Below are 17,517 nucleotides of genomic sequence, written 5' to 3'. Positions count from 1 at the left end.
ATGGAATTAACATCAGTAGAACTCATAGGGGAAAGAGTACGGATTTTACCAATGGAAATTTGCCACGTACAAGAATTATTTGAGGCGGGAAGTAGTCCAGATATATGGCCGTATATGCCCAAGAAGATTCAATCGATTGAGGAGATGGAACGTCTAGTGAACGAAGCGCTTCTAATGAGGAAACAAGGATTCGAATTTCCCTTTGTTATCCGCTATAAGTATTCAGGTGAAATTGTGGGAAGTACCCGCTTTATCAGTATATCCGAACTGAATCGTAACTTGGAAATTGGTTGGACTTGGCTGTCTCCAACGGTTTGGCGAACGAGAGTGAATACAGAGTGTAAGTACCTCCTTTTAAAACTCTGTTTTGAAACACATGGGACTATTCGTGTTCAGTTAAAAACAGATCGTCGTAATGTAAGATCTCAGCAAGCAATTGAAAGAATTGGCGCAGTAAAAGAAGGAGTGTTTCGGAATCATATGGTTATGCCTGATGGCTATGTAAGAGATTCTGTATTTTATAGTGTAATCGACCAAGAATGGTTGTCAGTAAAGGACAGATTGGAACGTATGCTACTTCCATAATGATATAGTTCAAATCAATTTATACAATTATATGGCTCAAAGCATTTGGTATCTCTTCTAGACTAGACGAGATGTCACTATTTTTATTTAATAAATTAACAGTTTGTCAAACGATAATTATCAGAATTATAAGTACAATTAATTATTAATTGAATAATGCTTCTATTAAAGGGAGGTTTGTTATTTTGAAAGCTTTGTCCATGTCTGTCAACGGTTTGAGGTTGAATGAAAGGATACAATCGATGGCAGAAATAGGGAAAATCGGGTTGACAGGTGTTTGTCGACTTGCCCATTCGCCAGAGGATAAGGAAGGAGTGTTACAAGTAAAGAAATGGATGGATTCCATTGGATTGGTAACAACTATTGATCACTTCGGGAATTTAATTGGAAGAATGAACGGAATCGCTAATGACGAGCCCGTTTTGATGATTGGTTCACATATTGATTCACAACCTTATGGTGGGAAATACGACGGGGCTTTAGGGGTGCTTGGCGCATTGGAAGTACTTCAAACACTTCGTGAACAAAATATAGAGCCCAAAAGACCAATTGTGTTAGTCGCTTTTGCTGACGAAGAGGGATCGAGATTTAATAAAGGATTATTTGGTGTGAGAGGGATGTTGGGTAAGCTGGAAGAAGGGGAGTTGGATCGACGTGATAAAAATGGAATGACAAGACGGGAAGCATTGATTGAATTTGGCTGTGATCCTGAAAAGTTTCATGAATCGATTTATGATCCTGCAAGGATAGCTGCATTTTTAGAACTTCATATCGAACAAGGTCCTGTTCTAGAATCGAAAAATGAACCGATTGGGATTGTGACTGGAATTTCAGGTCCGTTGTGGATGACTGTTGAAATAGAAGGAGTCGCCGGTCATGCTGGATCAGTTCCAATGGGGATGAGACAAGATGCATTGGTCGGTGCGGCTAAAGTCATTGTAAAATTAAACGAGTTAGCACAAGAAATCCCCAAAGCGCCGACTGTCAGCACAGTAGGAAGCCTGCAAGTGTTTCCAGATTCACGTAACATCATTCCTGAAAAAGTCACTTTCACGGTAGATTTGCGCGATGTCGATGAGGCAAGGAGAGATAAGATTGAATATGTATTACGACAAGAAATAGAAAAAATAGCAAATGAACATAGCTTAACTTATACAATTAGCGAAGATACCCGCAGTGAGCCCCGCTTCTGTAATGAAAATATCCTGCATATTATGAAAGAGGAAAGTGAAAAAATGGGCTTAACTCCACCAGAATTAATGAGTGGACCTTTTCATGATTCCCTTGAAATGTCTTATGTTTGTGACTATGGAATGATCTTTGTTCGCTCTAAAGATGGTATTAGCCACAATCCAAAAGAGTACAGTTCGCCTGAGGACATCGCTTTAGGAGCAGAGTTGCTTTATAAGACTGTTTATAGAATGGCTTGTCAATAATCATTGGTTATATTTAAAAAATAGCATAAACGGAGGGATTAAATGAGTAAGAAAAAGTTTACAACTATTTATATCTTGACCGTTACAATTCCTTTTTTACTATTAATATTCCCGTTGTATGAAATAGCCAATCGAGCCACACCAATTATTATGGGGCTACCATTCTCTTTTTTTTTCATTATTCTATTCATCTTACTTACGTTTGCAGCAATTCTAATTTTGTATAAACTCGATCCTGATAATGCCTTGGAAGAAGGTGAAGATTAATGGAGCATTGGCAAATCGCATTATTCATTATGATTGGATATTTAGTTATTGCTTTAATTGTTGGAATATGGGCAGGGAAAGGACAAGATTCCAGTTCTTTAGAAGAATTTGCTGTCGCGGGTGGAAAATTGGGATTGATTGTAATGTGGTTCCTGATGGGTGGAGCAGTCTTTAGTGCTTTCTCTTTTCTAGGTGCACCTGGATGGGCTTATGAAAAAGGAGCTCCCGCTTTTTATATCATTACGTATACTGCATTTGCCATTCTTCCATGGTATATCATTGGACCGAAGATATCTAAGATTGGAAAGAAATATAATCTTTATACACTCTCTTCATTTTTAAAGTTAAGATTTCAAAATAAATTACTGGGCGTTGTTGTCGGCTTGATTGCTTTATTGGCCTCCATTCAATACTTGGCAACACAGCTTACAGGAATGGCTCATATATTCAATATTATGACAGAAGGTCGAATTCCGTTTTGGCTTGGAGCGCTTGTCTCTTATGGAATTGTAGTTATTTATGTAGCAACCGGCGGATTACGAGCAGCCGCTTGGTCAGATGTATTTCAAGGATTATTAATGATTATCATTTCATGGGTTGTCGGATTGGCAATTGTCCATCAATTACATGGTTCGGTTGGTACAATGTTTACAAATATCGCTTCGGAAACTCCTGAATTCTTGGAGATAGGAAAAGAAGGATCTAATATGGGGAAAATACCGTATACCACCACCATCTTAGTATCTGTCATTGGGTTCCTCATGTGGCCGCATTTATTTACAAAGTCTTATGCATCAGGTCCTCGCGTTATTAAGAAAACTGTTTTGGTCTATCCGATATTCGCATTATTCTTAGTACCCCTATTACTTGTCGGATTCGCCGCTAAAGGAATTGTAGATGCGAATGCTATTGAAAGTGCTGATCAAGTACTTCCTTTCTTGATAACAACCGTTATGAATCTTCCAGGTTGGGTCTACGGATTAGTCGGTGCGGGGGCGCTAGCAGCGGCCATGTCATCTGCAGATGCCATTACACATAATGCGACACTCGAAACAACGGATGGTATTATTCGTGCTATCTTCAAAAATATATCTGATAAAACGGCCTTAGTTATTATGCGCATAGGGGTATTTGTCATTGGAGGATTGGCATATATCATCACGATCTTTGGAGGACAAGGATTAATTGTCTTACTTCTCGGGGCATATGGAGCCATTGTTCAGTTTGCGCCAGGAGTCTACAGCGCCCTGTATTGGCGGCGTGCAACGGCCACAGGTGTTGTAAGTGGAATAATTGTAGGAGCAATCTTAAATTTCTATTATCAATTGGTTGCTTCATCAACACCATTTGGGATTCATGCGGGGATTATAGGATTGATTGCAAACGTCCTGGTAATGATCATTGTAAGTTTACTTTCGAAGCCAGCCGGTAATGAAGAAGAGGATGTGTATCTCCGCAGTTAATCAAATTACAAAATGTTAACATTCTGAAAGGGTGCGTTATTATGTATGCAGATATTATATTTATTAATGGAGAAGTGATCACAGTCGATGGTAATGAGTCCGTTCAGGAAGCCGTAGCTGTAAAAGATAACCAGATTGTAGGAGTAGGAAAGACTGTTGAAATGAATGGATGGATCGGTGAAGAGACGAGAGTGATAGATTTAGATGGAAAATCGCTGCTTCCTGGCTTTATAGATGCCCATTCGCATTTAACCATTTTTGGTACCAACTTACTTGGCATCAATTGTCAAGACTCACATATTCAATCATTACAAGATTTATATGCTGAATTAAAAAAGAAGGTAGATCAGACCCCAGTCGGCGAATGGGTTCGTGTTACAGGTTTTAATGAACATACAATGATGGAAAGGCGCTTTCCTTCCAAACAAGAGCTGGATGCTATATCGACTGAACACCCTATCGTCATTATTCGAGTTTGTAATCATACATCTATTGCAAATAGCCGGGCGTTAGAGTCGGTAGGTTTTACGAAAGAATCCAAAGACCCGGAAGGTGGAAAGATCGAACGAAATTCAAATGGTGAGCTAACGGGGAAAGTGCTGGAAAGCGCCCATATGCAACTCTTTAATGAAGCAGATTACAGCGATAAGGAAATTGAAGAAGGATTTAAGTTGGCATCAGACACATTCGTAAAAGCTGGTATCACAAGTGTACATGATGCGGGTAGTTATGGTTGGGGACCAAATGTTTTGCATTTAATGAAAAAGAGTATTGGTTCTGGCGATGTAAAAGTACGAGTGTATGCTATTGTCGGCTCGCTGACAGATTCCAAGGCCTTCATTCGAAGTATGATAGATGACGAGGCTGTAACTGGAGATGGTGATGAATGGTTTAAAATAGGTCCAGCTAAACTTTTTACGGACGGGAGCAGTACAGGACCTACTCTTGCTACAAGAAAACCCTATGATAGTAATCCGTCAGATTGCGGAATTCTTTATTATAGTCAGAAGGAAATAAATGAAATGTTGGGAGAAGCACATGAAAAAGGATATCAAATTACTGCGCACGCTCAAGGTGATCGCGCAATTGAAATGTTGTTAAATTGTATTGAAAATGTATTGAAAAAACATCCGCGAAAAGATCATCGACATCGTATAGAACATGCCGGAATTGCTAGTCCAGATCTGCAAGAACGGATGAAGGAATTAGGTGTTGTTGCGATACCAAATCCAGCTTTTGTTTATGTGAATGGAGATTCCTATATACACAATTACGGTGATCGTGTAAATGTAATGTATCCGGCAAAAGATTATTTGGAAAAAGAAATTCCTTTTGCTTTCGCTTCAGATACGCCTGTCATTACGCATAGTCCGCTTCTTGGCATACATGCTGCGGTCAACCGGAAGACTAGCACCGGGCAAGATATAGGGGCTAATCAAAAGATCACTGTTCAGGAGGCGATAAAAGCCTATACGTATATGGGAGCTTATGCTAGTTTTGAAGAACAGCGAAAGGGAAGCATTGAAGTTGGAAAACTTGCTGACTTAGTTGTCCTAAATGAAAGTATTTTAGCAGTTGAATTAGAAAGTTTGAAAGACTTATCCGTTGAATTAACAATGATTGACGGAAAAATCAAATATGAAAAATTGTATATTAATGTAAAGTAGATTTTGAACGTTTGAGCCTTTACTGCCGAAGATCCTGGAAAAAAGCTCAAAAATAGTTAAGAGGAGCTGTCTGAGAAGTCATTTTATTTGGCCTTTCGGATTGCTCTTTTTTGTATGCAAGAAGGATTTTGTTTAGTTTAGTTCTGGATTAACTATTGGCCGGGAAATTGTTGAAGTTCGTTGGAAACTCTTTGGAGTAGTCTCACTTTCTCTATTAATTATGGCTACACCAGTTGTTATTTAGAAGTTACAAAATGGCTAGGAAGTTATAACTTTTTAACACACTATGTCTAATATTTTAACAATCCTTGTAGGCTATACTAGACTAAATGGATAGCAAATAAAAGGAGATGGACAAATGTTTAATTTTCCGGTAGAAACATTTTGGTGGTTCGTACCATGGCCATTTATATGGGTTGGGTTGGCTTCAGTCCTCTATTTTAAACTTAAAAAGGAAGATGACCGAGAAGAGAAGCAAAAATAGGGAAATAAATAATGGATAGGGAGGGGTTTAATGAGTATTGATGGTATTATTTTCATCGTTTATTTGGGTGTTCTATTATCAATCGGTTTATGGTTTTCGCGGAAGTCTGCTGCATCGACGGAACAGTACTTACTTGGTGGAAGATCTCTTGGACCAGCCGTGACCGCTATGACGATGCAGACTACTGCGATGAGTGGTTTCATGTTTATGGGAGCGCCTGCTATGGCATTCAAATATGGCTGGTATGCCATCTGGTATGCAATTGGAGATGCCGGGGGATCGATTATAAATCTTTCTGTTTTAGGTAAAAGAATGAGAAGAATGTCTGAAATTTTGGGAGCGCTTTCACCGATTGAGTATCTAGAGAAACGGTTCGAAAGTGCCAGCGTTCGTGTTGTGGGATCGATCATTTCGATCGTCTTTTTATTTGGTTATGTATGTGCACAATTTATTGCAGCCGGAAAGGCAATGTCCACTTTAACAGGTTTTAGTTATGAACTTTCTCTTATTATCGGAATTAGCGTCATCATCATTTACACGGTTGCCGGGGGCTATTTGGCTGTTGCCTATACATCTTTTGTTCAAGGTCTCATCATGGTGTTCGGTGTGGTCGGCATCGGTTTCCTAGCTTACTTCCACGTAGGTGGATTGACTGGTCTTAATGCTTCTTTAAAGGCTCTTGATCCTACGTATTTAAGTATTTGGGGTAAAGACTTGGCGTATTATGGTCAATGGGGCGTTGTGCTTGGAGCTATCCTAATCTATTCAATCGGTTATATGGGTCTTCCACATGTCGTGGTTCGCCATATGTCGATGAAGAGTACGAAGACTGTAAAAGGGGCAATCATGATCAGTGCTATTTGGAATCAATTCTTCATTTTTGTTCCATATATCCTAGGTCTGATTGGTATCATCTTGTTGCCGACCATCGCTGATCCGGAAATGGTTATTACGGAATTAGCGTATACTTTGTTCCCAGGTATTTTTGCGGCACTCTTACTCTCTGCTATTATGTCAGCGGTCATGTCGACTGCGGATTCCATCCTTATGCAAGCAGGTTCTATTCTTTCACGTGACGTCTATCAACGATTCATCAACAAGAATGCAAGTCAAAAAACAATGATTATCGTATCGAGACTGTGCATATTAATGGGTGGTATTGTCGGAGTAGTCGTTGCTATCTATGAACCGCCTTCCGTTTTCGCGTTGGTTTTATTTGCTTTTGGAACATTAGGAAATGCGTTTCTCGTACCTTATGTCGCTTCGGTTTATTCAAAAAAAGCTAATTATATTGGGTGCTTATGTGCAATGATTGGAGGGGCAGCAACGAATATTCTTTGGACTTCTACGGACCTGGAAGCGACTACAGGGCTTCATCCATTTTTAGCAGGTCTTATCGTATCAATTTTAGGTATGATCATTGGAAGCCAGTTCGGTCGTCGTCCATCAAAAGAAATTCAAGATGCCTTCGAGAAATCAAGACAAAAACGTTTCTTTTCAAAAGAGTTCGATCGAAATATTGCACGTGATTTGGCTCCGGAAGCGAGTATCTTGTCACAGTTCTTATTGAAAAAATAACGTACAGGAGTAATTTATTATGAATGCTATTCTAACGCAAGAAATTGTTTTTAATGAAGAAGAAGTTTTGCAAGGTTTGCAGCAGTATGAAAAGGAAGTAGAGTTCCGTATTCAGGACGTAATTTATTATCCATATTACTTTTTTGAATTTCAAGTGAGTGCGAAAAGTTTGCTGAAATTTAGGGGAAAGGCGGCTTGCACAGTGGATGGACTTGGCGGTCGGGGTGCTATGGTCGATATCCAGCCGGTGTTTTACCAGCGGCAAATTGCTCCGGAACAAGCCCCGCCTCTCATTATCAATGAAAAAGAAGCCGCTGGTATTGCAGAGAAGTTTGTTTTCGAAAATGCTTCAACAAAAGCAAAGTTTGTCACAATGCCCAAAATATCAGAAATTCACCGAACGCTCTTTTATCGGCCGTTTTGGTTAGCGGAATTTGAGATGGCAGATAACTCACCGGGACACCTAATAGTGGATGCGGTTAGTGGGAGTTATCATCCTTTATAAAATAGGACCTTATATTTTTGAGTAGGAAGCACGGTAGGGGTTCAACATGTAAACAAGATTCGAATTCTTTTATACAGCCACGATTTGCGTAAAATATATGTGTGGAGATTGAATGAGTCAAGTTATGGTCCTCAGTTGATTTGCGATAATAGCTACTTCTAAAGCTACACGATTTAATGGAGACATGAAGTCTTTTCCAAGTATGGATTCAATTTTGTTTAGTCGGTGATACAGTGTTTGCCGAACGATAAACAGGCGATCAGCGGTTTCTTTTTTTGAACCTCCGCACTCCAGATAAATTCGGAGTGTTTCTAATAAATTGCTATCGGTCTTTTTGTCATATTCGATAATAGCATGTAGGTAATCTTCTACATAATGATCAAGATAACCTTGATTCTTTATTGATAGAAGGAGCCTATAGATGCCAAGATCTTCATAGAAATTACTCTTAAATGGGAGTGTTTCTTTAATAGCCAAAACTTTTTTTGCTTCTGCATAACCTTTTTCAATAAGTGTGAAGTCATGATGGACAAAACTGATACCTAGTGTATATGAGCGACCATGAAAAAAGTTATCGTCGTTCAAGTCGGTAATTTGTTGTGCGATTTGTGAAAAGCGGTCGGTGTCTTTTGCACTGGGATCTGCTGCTATAAATGAGGCAATGATAGAAATTTCATTTTTATTCACAGTGAGAGCTGGAAAGAAACCATTTCGTTTGAATAGCGAACGAACAGCCATCGATTGCTGCAAACGAATTTCTTCCCAACTGTGCTCATCCAAAATGGACTCATGCGTATTCAGTTGGATGACAAAGATCCGATAATGCAAGTTCCGGCTATTAGTGGGTAAATGGTATTGAACTTCCTCTTGCTCAACAGGATGACCGTGCAGTAAATTACGGACAAGTTCATCTTCATTATGTTGTTTTCTTTCTTCAATTGTACGGTCTCTAAGTGATATTTGAGCAATTGCAAGAGAAGCCCGATCTAAAATTAAAAAAGTGAACTCATTGGAAATCGACTGTTTAAGTTGGAGGCAGACATACCCTAATGTTTGCCCAAGCCCATTGACAGGTGAGATGGCAAATAGACTTGTCCCGACTAAAAAAACATCTTGTTTTGCGCTTCGTGTCGATGTTTTTATTAAAAGCTCTTGTATAGGATGTTCCCAATTAATCGCTTCGACCGGATAATAATAAGATTTGGCGTTATCAGCAATAAACAAAACATTTTGTTTAAAGAAGGAATGTAACTCCTGCAGAATCTTTAACGTTCCATTAGGCATTAGACTTAACTGATTAAACCGTCTGGATAATGTATCAATTTTTGAAAGCATTTCATAGTGATGGTTAATCAGTAGTGTATGGAGATCTTGGGTGATATCAACAAATTTAACTGTTTTCTCAAAAACAATGATGGGGAAGTTTTGTTGGTCGGCTAGTTCTATAATTTCTTTCGGGACTTCCTGATAGTGAATCCCTTTTTCTATGCAAATACAGGCAACGTCTGTTTCGATCAGTTTTTTTATATAGTGTATATGTGTTGGTAAATCACGCGGTAACTCAATTCCGGTCGTTAAGATCAATTCACCACCATTGATTAATGAACCAAAGTCTCTCACTTCTAAAACATGGGACCACTTTACTTGACGATCCAATCCATTATTACCAGCGGCTACTCTTGCATGTTTAAATGAGTCGCGAGCTAAGACATCGCGAACAGTTAACGAAAGTTCATTCATCAAGTTAAGACCTCCATAATGTGAAAAATATATAGTGACAATGTTACACTATGTAAAATGAAAGTAGTCTAAAAAATTAGTAAACTTGTAAGTGTAGTTTAGCTTATGTATGACTATTACGCAAGGTACTGAGAACAGGAGGAAGAAAGATGAATACAACAGCAATTGAAAAGAAAACGCTTTCGAACTTTATTGATGGACAATGGGTTAAATCAACTACAAAAATATATGAAGAAGTGCCAAACCCTGCTACAGGAAAAATTATCGCAGAAGTGCCCATTTCAACGACCGAAGATTTAGAAAAAGCGGTTATGGCGGCGAAAAAAGCTTTCACTTCTTGGCGAAATGTTGCCGTTCCGCAAAGAGCGCGAATACTATTTAAATACCAGCAGCTTCTTATAGAACATTGGGATGAGCTGGCGAAACTAATTACTGTAGAGAACGGAAAAAACTACGAAGAAGCTTATGGCGAAGTCCAACGTGGCATTGAATGTGTAGAATTTGCAGCAGGAACCCCAACGCTGATGATGGGTTTTCAACTCCCCGATATTGCTACTAATATAGAATCGGGAATGTACCGCTATCCTCTTGGTGTGATCGGTGGGATTACGCCATTTAACTTCCCTATGATGGTTCCTTGCTGGATGTTCCCGCTGGCGATTGCAGCAGGCAATTCATTCATTCTTAAACCGTCCGAGCGAACGCCGCTTCTTGCCAGTCGTTTGGGAGAGCTTTTGCAAGAAGCAGGTTTACCAGATGGCGTGTTTAACATCGTTCATGGGGCGCACGACATTGTCAATGGAATGCTAAGCCACGCGGATATCCCTGCTATTTCATTTGTAGGATCACAACCGGTTGCCGAATACGTATATAAAACAGGAACAGCGAATGGCAAACGTGTGCAAGCGCTTGCTGGAGCTAAGAATCACACGATTGTCATGCCGGATGCGGATATGGATCTAACCGTAAAAAATATAATCAATGCAGCATTCGGTTCTGCCGGAGAAAGATGCATGGCTTGTTCGGTAGTTGTAGCAGTCGGAGATATTGCAGACGAGCTTGTGAGCCGTTTAGTCGAAGAAGCGAACAACATGACTATTGGAAATGGTTTGGACGAAGGAATCTTCCTCGGACCCGTTATCCGTGATTCACACAAAGAGAAAACACTCGCTTACATTGAGTCGGGTGTCGAAGAAGGAGCCAAGCTGGTCCGCGATGGTCGAAAAGATCAATCCTCTTCTGAAGGAGGTTATTTTGTAGGTCCGACAATTTTTGAAGGGGTTACAAAAGAAATGCGGATTTGGAAAGAAGAAATTTTCGCGCCCGTCCTTTCGATTATTCGAGCCGAGACACTCGATGATGCAATTTTACTAGCTAATCAGTCGGATTTTGCAAATGGAGCTTGCTTATTTACCGACAGTGCAAAAGCTATTCGTCAATTCAGGCAAGAAATGGATGCAGGGATGCTTGGTATAAACTTAGGCGTACCTGCACCGATGGCATTCTTCCCATTTTCCGGCTATAAGAAGTCATTTTATGGTGACCTCCATGCTAATGGTCGAGATGGTATTGAATTTTTCACACGTAAGAAAATGTTGACAGCACGTCATTCTTAACAATAATGGAAGGGGAGTTTTGATGGCTACTGCAAAGGAACAGACGAATTCATTAGTGGAAAAGGACCGGAATAATATTTGGCATCACATTTCTGCATATAATGAAAAGAATCCACCGATGATTGTAGAGAGCGGAGAAGGTGCTTGGATCAAAGATCATCAGGGCAAACGCTATTTGGACGCCATGTCGGGGTTATGGTGTGTAAATGTCGGGTATGGCCGCGAGGAACTTGCGCAAGCGGCTTATGAACAAATGAAAAAGATGTCTTATGTGCCGATGTCTCAGAGCCATGAACCAGCGATTGAACTAGCAGCGAAACTGAATAAAATGCTCGGTGATGATTATAAGATTTTTTATTCGAATAGTGGATCAGATGCAAATGAAGTCGCATTCAAGTTGGTCCGCCAGTATCATCAGCAAAACGGAGACCATTCTCGATATAAATTCATTTCTCGTTACCGCGGCTACCATGGAAGCTCGATGGGAGCATTGTCAGCCACAGGGCAGGCACTTCGAAAGTTTAAATATGAGCCACTAGTGCCAGGATTTTTGCATGTGGCGCCTCCGGATAATTATCGAAAACCTGCTGGTCAAACTATAGAAGAGTATAATATTCAGCGAGCATTGGAGTTTGAAGAGAAGATTATCTGGGAACAGAAAGAGACAATAGCAGGGATTATTATGGAGCCCCTTATTACAGGCGGGGGTATCTTAATTCCACATCCGGTTTACGTAGAAAAAGTTAAAGAGATCTGTACTCGCCACGGTGTCCTCTTGATAATTGATGAAGTGATTTGTGGATTCGGAAGAACAGGAAAACCATTCGGTCATCAGCATTTCAATGTGAAGCCAGATATTATCACGATGGCAAAAGGTTTAACGAGTGCCTACCTGCCGTTATCTGTGACAGCAATCCGTAAAGATATATACGAGAAGTTCGATACGGGTGAAGAGAATAGCCATTTACGTCACGTCAATACCTTCGGTGGGAATCCGGCTGCTTGTGCGGTGGCTTTGAAAAACTTAGAAATTATAGAACGTGAAAATCTTATAGATCGATCAGTAGAACTGGGAGATCGTTTGCACAAAGTGCTTGCTAGTTTGAAAGGTCACCCATTTGTAGGCGATATTCGAGGTTTAGGTTTCTTATTGGGGATTGAGCTTGTCGAGAACAAGGACACAAAAGAACCTGCGACCAATGCTCGAATCGGTAAAATAATAGGTGACTGTAAAACAAATGGGCTAATCGTCGGACGTAATGGAGATACGGTGGCTGGCTTCAACAATGTTCTCACACTCTGTCCGCCGCTTTCTTGTACGGATGAGGATTTTGATTTCATCGTCTCTGTGTTGAAGAAAGTATTCAAAGAAAATGAGTAATTAGTTAACTCGATTAAGAAGTACCTCCCTGCTTTTATAAGTACGGGGGTACTGTTTATGACGCTCCATACGGCAACCAGACTCATGTACGATGTGAAGATAACGATTATGGATTAGAACCTGTGTTTGAGACAGGAAAAGAATACTCATCTTATTGTGGGAGGAATGTCTATGCTGATCGGTGTGCCAAAGGAGATTAAAAGTAATGAAAATCGTGTGGCAATGACACCAGCTGGAGTATTTACTTTGCATTCGGCTGGCCATGAGGTAGTAATTGAAACAGGAGCAGGTCTTGGATCTAGTTTTACTGATGAAGAATACATTCAAGCGGGTGCAAAAATTGTCCAAGAGGCCGCCGAGGCATGGGGAGCAGAGATGGTTATGAAAGTGAAAGAACCCATTCCTTCTGAATACCGTTATTTCCGCAAAGGATTACTAGTATTCACGTACTTGCATTTAGCATCTGAGGTTGAGCTGACTAACGCTCTTTTGGATAACGAAGTGATTGGTCTCGCTTATGAAACAGTACAACTTCCAAACCGCTCTTTACCGTTGCTAGCGCCAATGAGTGAAGTGGCTGGGCGTATGGCGACACAAATTGGGGCTCAGTATCTTGAAAAGACAAATGGTGGAAAAGGCATACTGTTATCGGGCGTGCCGGGTGTGCCACGTGGTAAAGTCGTTGTCATTGGTGGAGGACAGGCTGGAACGAATGCTGCTCGCATTGCAATCGGTATGGGCGCCCAAGTAACAGTTCTTGATTTGTCGGTAGATCGTTTACGTCAGCTAGACGATATTTTTGGCAGCGATATTCAGACGTTAGTTTCGAACCCGTTCAATATTGCAGAATCTGTAAAAGAAGCGGATCTTGTCATTGGAGCCGTGTTGATTCCTGGAGCAAAAGCACCAAAACTTGTTTCAGAAGTGATGGTGCAATCGATGAAACCAGGTTCCGTGCTAGTGGATATCGCTATTGACCAAGGAGGAATTTTTTCCACATCTGACCGGGTAACAACTCATGATGACCCGATCTACATTAAGCACGGAGTGATCCATTATGCTGTTGCTAATATGCCTGGTGCGGTGCCGCAAACTTCTACAATGGCATTGACCAATGTGACGGTACCGTATGCACTTCAAATTGCCAATAAAGGTTGGATGCAAGCACTTCTTGATAATACATCGCTGCGAACAGGCTTAAATACCTTAAACGGGAAGATAACATGTTTGGCCGTTGCACAATCTCAAGGATTGAAATATGTATCCCCAGAGTCTCTATTGGCAGGGGAAGACTTGGTTATAAATTAATAAAAGTAGATAATAGTCCTATGAATCATAACTCAGCTGATTGGCAAATTCTTAAAACTAATTTGACATATCAATTTGATCCTTTCATGTTTCTATAGGTCAAACCTCGGGAAGTATTATACTTGAGGTGAGAACCATGGGAGAACTTTTAATCATACTAATAGTATTAGGAATACTAGTGATCATTGGTCAAGTATTGCTGTATTTAAAACGCTTTGGAGATAAAAGAGGTGTATGGATTCAAAATATACTTCTGAATTTACTGATTGGCTTTATATCGTATACATCCTTTCCGGATAACTATACTGCCAGTAAAATGATTGCGTTGGTGCTCTTTGCAGCAGGAGTAGTAGGCTTTATTATGAGCATCGTTGGGAAAAAAACGACTATGGGTGCGAAGCTGTTGATATCGATTTCTGTAATCGGCGGATATTTATTTTTAATCTTCAGCATATGAAATTAAAAGGCTATCACTGAAATTTTCCAGTGATAGCCTTTTTATCATTTCACAAGTTCTCGTTTCAAAAAATCAACTTCTGGATAATAAGCATCTTTCACAAGCAAATTCGGTCCAAGACAGCGGACAGCAGGGCAGTGACAGCTCACACTTTTTGCAAGTGGATGTTGTTGCCATCGATCATACAGTTCAGGCAAATGATCCGTCTGAATATTTCCAAGAGGTGGTACATCGCCAAAATCTGTGACAATTACATCTCCCGTGAAAATATTAACATTCAAACGAGAGCGACCGTCCGGATCATTGCGCACAGTGACATTTTTGCTGGCTGCAAGTTTTGCAAACAACTCTTGATCACGGGCGTCTTGACTGCAGTTGTAGAACGGCAATGTTCCAAATAACATCCAGGTATTTTTATCGCGATAGGAAAGAAGATCTGTGATGGCCTGCCGTGTTTCGTCGAGTGAAAGTACGTCTAGAGAAGAAGCGAAATCACTTGGGTACATAGGGTGAACTTCATGACGTCCACATTTCATTTCATTGACAATTTGCTCATGAATGGTTTTCAAATGAGGCAAAGTTCGACGATTCAGCATCGTCTCGGCGGATACCATGACACCCATTTCCGATAAAGCTTTACTGTTTTCATTCATGCGTGCAAACTGGGCCGCGCGTCGGTCACGGGGCGGTTGTCGTTCCATTCTGGCAAAGCCGCCATCAATGAAATCATCGACTGTACCCCAGTTATGCGAAATATGTAACACGTCCAAATAAGGAGCAATCAGTTCATAGCGATCAAATGGCATCGTTAAATTCGAATTCACTTGCGTCTTAATTTGGCGTGAATGTGCATATTGCAATAGAGGTACGACGTATTGCTCGACAGATTTCTTCGAAAACATCGGCTCACCGCCAGTTAAACTGATTGTCCGCAAATGGGGAATTTCATCCAGTTTCTGAAGTAGTAATTCAATCGGCAACGCGTCCGGATCTTTCGGTTGAAGCATATAACCGACTGCACAATGCTCACAGCGCATATTACATAGATATGTCGTAGTAAATTCAATACTGGACAGCACTTGTTTTCCATGTGTGTCCACGTCATTATAGGCTTCCCAAGCATCTGATAAATGGGGAGTGGATAGTACCATTATTCAAACTCCTAACTTGTTAGTTCTGTTGCAGAACATATTCGGTAATCTCTTTTGCATACTTATTCATGGAAGAAGGAGAGACGTCAAAATGTTCTGCAATGTCCTTCCATGTCATCGTGAGTGGCTCAAACAACTCGTTTTCTTGTCCGTAACGGATGGCACCTGCTGCAATCGCCACTTCTTTCCGTGCATTCGGCTGCTGTTCTACTAAAAAGTCTTCAATGAGTTCAAGCAATGCATCAGATTGTCGTTCACTCATCTCTAAGAACTCCGCAGCTGCTTGCAGAACGCCAGACTCGAATTCAGTGAACTCGTCTCCTGCATAACCGTTTTCTCCAAGCTTCACCCAAAACGACATTGTATGTTCTTTTACCTGATCAATCGAATTCGCAAATTGTTTGATAGCTTCCGAATGATCGGTAGGGAAGAAAATCAAACTGGATACAGCTAAATAATTACCCTCTTCTGTTCCGTCTGGCATCAAGAAACAATAAAAATGAACGCCAGCTGGAATCGGTTTTTCGCTTTCTTTCCACAACTGAATCGTTTCATCACCGATGATGCTTGCGGCGGTCATATACGTCTCATCTACAGCTGTCACTTTGCCGATGAAAACGCGTGGATGCGCCCATTGATCCAGCAAACCTAAAATTGAAGGCCGTACTTGTTTCTTCTTTTGCTTTTCAATATAACTTTCCCATATATCCGAACGTTGATGGAAGAAAAATTCATCCAACGCAATCGCTTCAATCATTTCTTCAGGTAAATATTCACGCAAAGAGGATTTCCAGGAATCCGCGAAGTCAATGAACTCTGATACATCCTTACGTTCAGGATACGTATCATAGAACGTCTGCAATAAGCGTTCCATTTCTTCGGTTTGTACTTCTTCAACAGATACCGCCTGCTTTGATTCGCAACACTTTTTATATTTCTTTCCACTGCCACAAGGGCATGGTTCGTTTCGTCCTACCATACATACACTTCCTTTGATAAATTAACACATAGTCTAGTGTACCAAACGATAGATGAGATGGCATTGGATTTGTATGGCGAGGATTAAAATGAATAACTCTGAATATACAAACAGTCGGCGAAATGATACGCTACTGAATAGTAAAAGAGTAAGGCAACAGGGGGAGGGAATAGAGTGACATATCTGTCTACTGGCGAACTAGCAAAGCGTCTGGAAGTATCGGTCCGAACATTACGTTACTATGATCAAATTGGCTTGGTTCAACCTACTGAAAGAGGCAACGGAGGTAAGCGTTTATATACTGAGGACGATATTTTTACGTTAGAGAAGATCCTCATACTGAAGGACCTATCATTATCTCTCGAAGACAGTAAGCAAATTATTCAGGAGCAATCGATGGCGTCAATCTTATCGGCACACAGATCATCTTTAACTGAACAAGTAGAAACATTGGATGAGTCAATACGGCATACTACCTCGCTCATTCATGTGCTAGAGCTCGAGGGGGAAATAAAATGGCAAGACTTATTAACTTTAGTAGTGGACCACAAGAAAGAAAAGAATTGGGCTTTCTATTTTACTGATGAAGAGCAACAACTGCTTGAAATGCAGCTGCCTTCTTTAGAGAGCCAAGACATTTCCACGAAAAAATGGATGAATTTGATTAAACGGATCGAGCTATGTATTAAGAATGGCGCTTCTCCAAAGTCGGAAGAAGCGCAAATTATTATGGATGATATGAATATTCTTTCCGATGAGACGTTTAATGGTGACCAGGAGCTCATGGATAAGTTTTGGGAAGTGAGAAAATCTGGAGAAGCTTCTGCTGAACTTCGACTGTACCCAATTCGGCAAGAAATCATTGATTTCATTGAGCAAGCGTTATCAGTCTAACTCAAT

16 protein-coding genes are annotated in these 17,517 nt (G+C 40.5%); 13 read left to right on the top strand and 3 right to left on the bottom strand.

Annotated elements, in window-relative coordinates:
- From MKX97_RS11385 to MKX97_RS11350, 8 genes are all read left to right on the top strand, one after another.
- Positions 1–585 (top strand): GNAT family protein, encoded by a 585-nt coding sequence (locus MKX97_RS11385; RefSeq protein ID WP_342535999.1) that lies wholly within the window; start codon positions 1–3, stop codon positions 583–585.
- Between the two features lie 200 nt (positions 586–785).
- Complete coding sequence (locus tag MKX97_RS11380) at positions 786–2,021, top strand: M20 family metallo-hydrolase (RefSeq protein ID WP_340760932.1); 1,236 nt, start codon at positions 786–788, stop codon at positions 2,019–2,021.
- Between the two features lie 42 nt (positions 2,022–2,063).
- Positions 2,064–2,288, top strand: a complete 225-nt coding sequence (locus tag MKX97_RS11375; protein WP_078818099.1) for a hypothetical protein — start codon at positions 2,064–2,066, stop codon at positions 2,286–2,288.
- Complete coding sequence (locus MKX97_RS11370; protein WP_342535996.1) at positions 2,288–3,751, top strand: sodium:solute symporter family protein; 1,464 nt, start codon at positions 2,288–2,290, stop codon at positions 3,749–3,751. Before MKX97_RS11375 ends, MKX97_RS11370 begins: the two co-directional genes overlap by 1 nt.
- A gap of 41 nt (positions 3,752–3,792) precedes the next feature.
- On the top strand, positions 3,793–5,418 hold the full coding sequence (locus MKX97_RS11365) for an amidohydrolase (protein WP_342535995.1): 1,626 nt from the start codon (positions 3,793–3,795) through the stop codon (positions 5,416–5,418).
- A 358-nt stretch (positions 5,419–5,776) separates the two neighbouring features.
- Positions 5,777–5,902 (top strand): hypothetical protein, encoded by a 126-nt coding sequence (locus MKX97_RS11360; RefSeq protein WP_281250671.1) that lies wholly within the window; start codon positions 5,777–5,779, stop codon positions 5,900–5,902.
- A 30-nt stretch (positions 5,903–5,932) separates the two neighbouring features.
- A complete protein-coding gene (locus MKX97_RS11355) occupies positions 5,933–7,480 on the top strand; it encodes a sodium/proline symporter (RefSeq protein ID WP_342535994.1) in 1,548 nt (515 codons plus the stop codon).
- A 19-nt stretch (positions 7,481–7,499) separates the two neighbouring features.
- Entirely contained in the window at positions 7,500–7,985 is a 486-nt protein-coding gene (locus MKX97_RS11350; protein WP_342535993.1) for a hypothetical protein, read from the top strand.
- A gap of 117 nt (positions 7,986–8,102) precedes the next feature.
- Here MKX97_RS11350 and MKX97_RS11345 read toward each other — a convergent pair whose 3' ends face one another.
- The gene (locus MKX97_RS11345; RefSeq protein WP_342537506.1) at positions 8,103–9,725 is read right to left on the bottom strand and encodes a PucR family transcriptional regulator; all 1,623 of its coding nucleotides are present in this window, start codon (positions 9,723–9,725) and stop codon (positions 8,103–8,105) included.
- 149 nt (positions 9,726–9,874) lie between these two features.
- Between MKX97_RS11345 and MKX97_RS11340 the strand changes: the two genes are divergently transcribed.
- The 4 genes from MKX97_RS11340 (at position 9,875) to MKX97_RS11325 (ending at position 14,487) form a co-directional block, all read left to right on the top strand.
- Positions 9,875–11,341 (top strand): CoA-acylating methylmalonate-semialdehyde dehydrogenase, encoded by a 1,467-nt coding sequence (locus tag MKX97_RS11340; protein WP_342535992.1) that lies wholly within the window; start codon positions 9,875–9,877, stop codon positions 11,339–11,341.
- 22 nt (positions 11,342–11,363) lie between these two features.
- On the top strand, positions 11,364–12,722 hold the full coding sequence (locus tag MKX97_RS11335) for an aspartate aminotransferase family protein (RefSeq protein ID WP_342535991.1): 1,359 nt from the start codon (positions 11,364–11,366) through the stop codon (positions 12,720–12,722).
- A 171-nt stretch (positions 12,723–12,893) separates the two neighbouring features.
- Positions 12,894–14,030: an alanine dehydrogenase gene (ald, locus tag MKX97_RS11330; RefSeq protein ID WP_342535990.1), complete on the top strand. Its 1,137-nt coding sequence runs from the start codon at positions 12,894–12,896 to the stop codon at positions 14,028–14,030.
- Positions 14,031–14,166: 136 nt separating this feature from the next.
- Positions 14,167–14,487, top strand: coding sequence for a hypothetical protein (locus MKX97_RS11325; RefSeq protein WP_340759413.1), 321 nt, complete (start codon positions 14,167–14,169; stop codon positions 14,485–14,487).
- 44 nt (positions 14,488–14,531) lie between these two features.
- Here the strand turns inward: MKX97_RS11325 and yfkAB are convergent, their stop codons facing one another.
- The gene (gene yfkAB / locus MKX97_RS11320) at positions 14,532–15,638 is read right to left on the bottom strand and encodes a radical SAM/CxCxxxxC motif protein YfkAB (protein ID WP_342535989.1); all 1,107 of its coding nucleotides are present in this window, start codon (positions 15,636–15,638) and stop codon (positions 14,532–14,534) included.
- Between the two features lie 19 nt (positions 15,639–15,657).
- Positions 15,658–16,617 (bottom strand): SEC-C metal-binding domain-containing protein, encoded by a 960-nt coding sequence (locus MKX97_RS11315; RefSeq protein ID WP_342535988.1) that lies wholly within the window; start codon positions 16,615–16,617, stop codon positions 15,658–15,660.
- 174 nt (positions 16,618–16,791) lie between these two features.
- On the opposite strand from MKX97_RS11315, the gene MKX97_RS11310 reads away from it, so the two are divergent.
- Complete coding sequence (locus MKX97_RS11310; protein ID WP_078818087.1) at positions 16,792–17,511, top strand: MerR family transcriptional regulator; 720 nt, start codon at positions 16,792–16,794, stop codon at positions 17,509–17,511.
- Positions 17,512–17,517: the final 6 nt, after the last annotated feature.

Origin of the sequence: Sporosarcina sp. FSL K6-3508, assembly GCF_038615825.1 — a bacterium.
GTDB lineage: Bacteria > Bacillota > Bacilli > Bacillales_A > Planococcaceae > Sporosarcina > Sporosarcina newyorkensis.
Note: the sequence above shows the minus strand (reverse complement) of the source record. Positions and strands in the feature narration are given on the sequence as shown.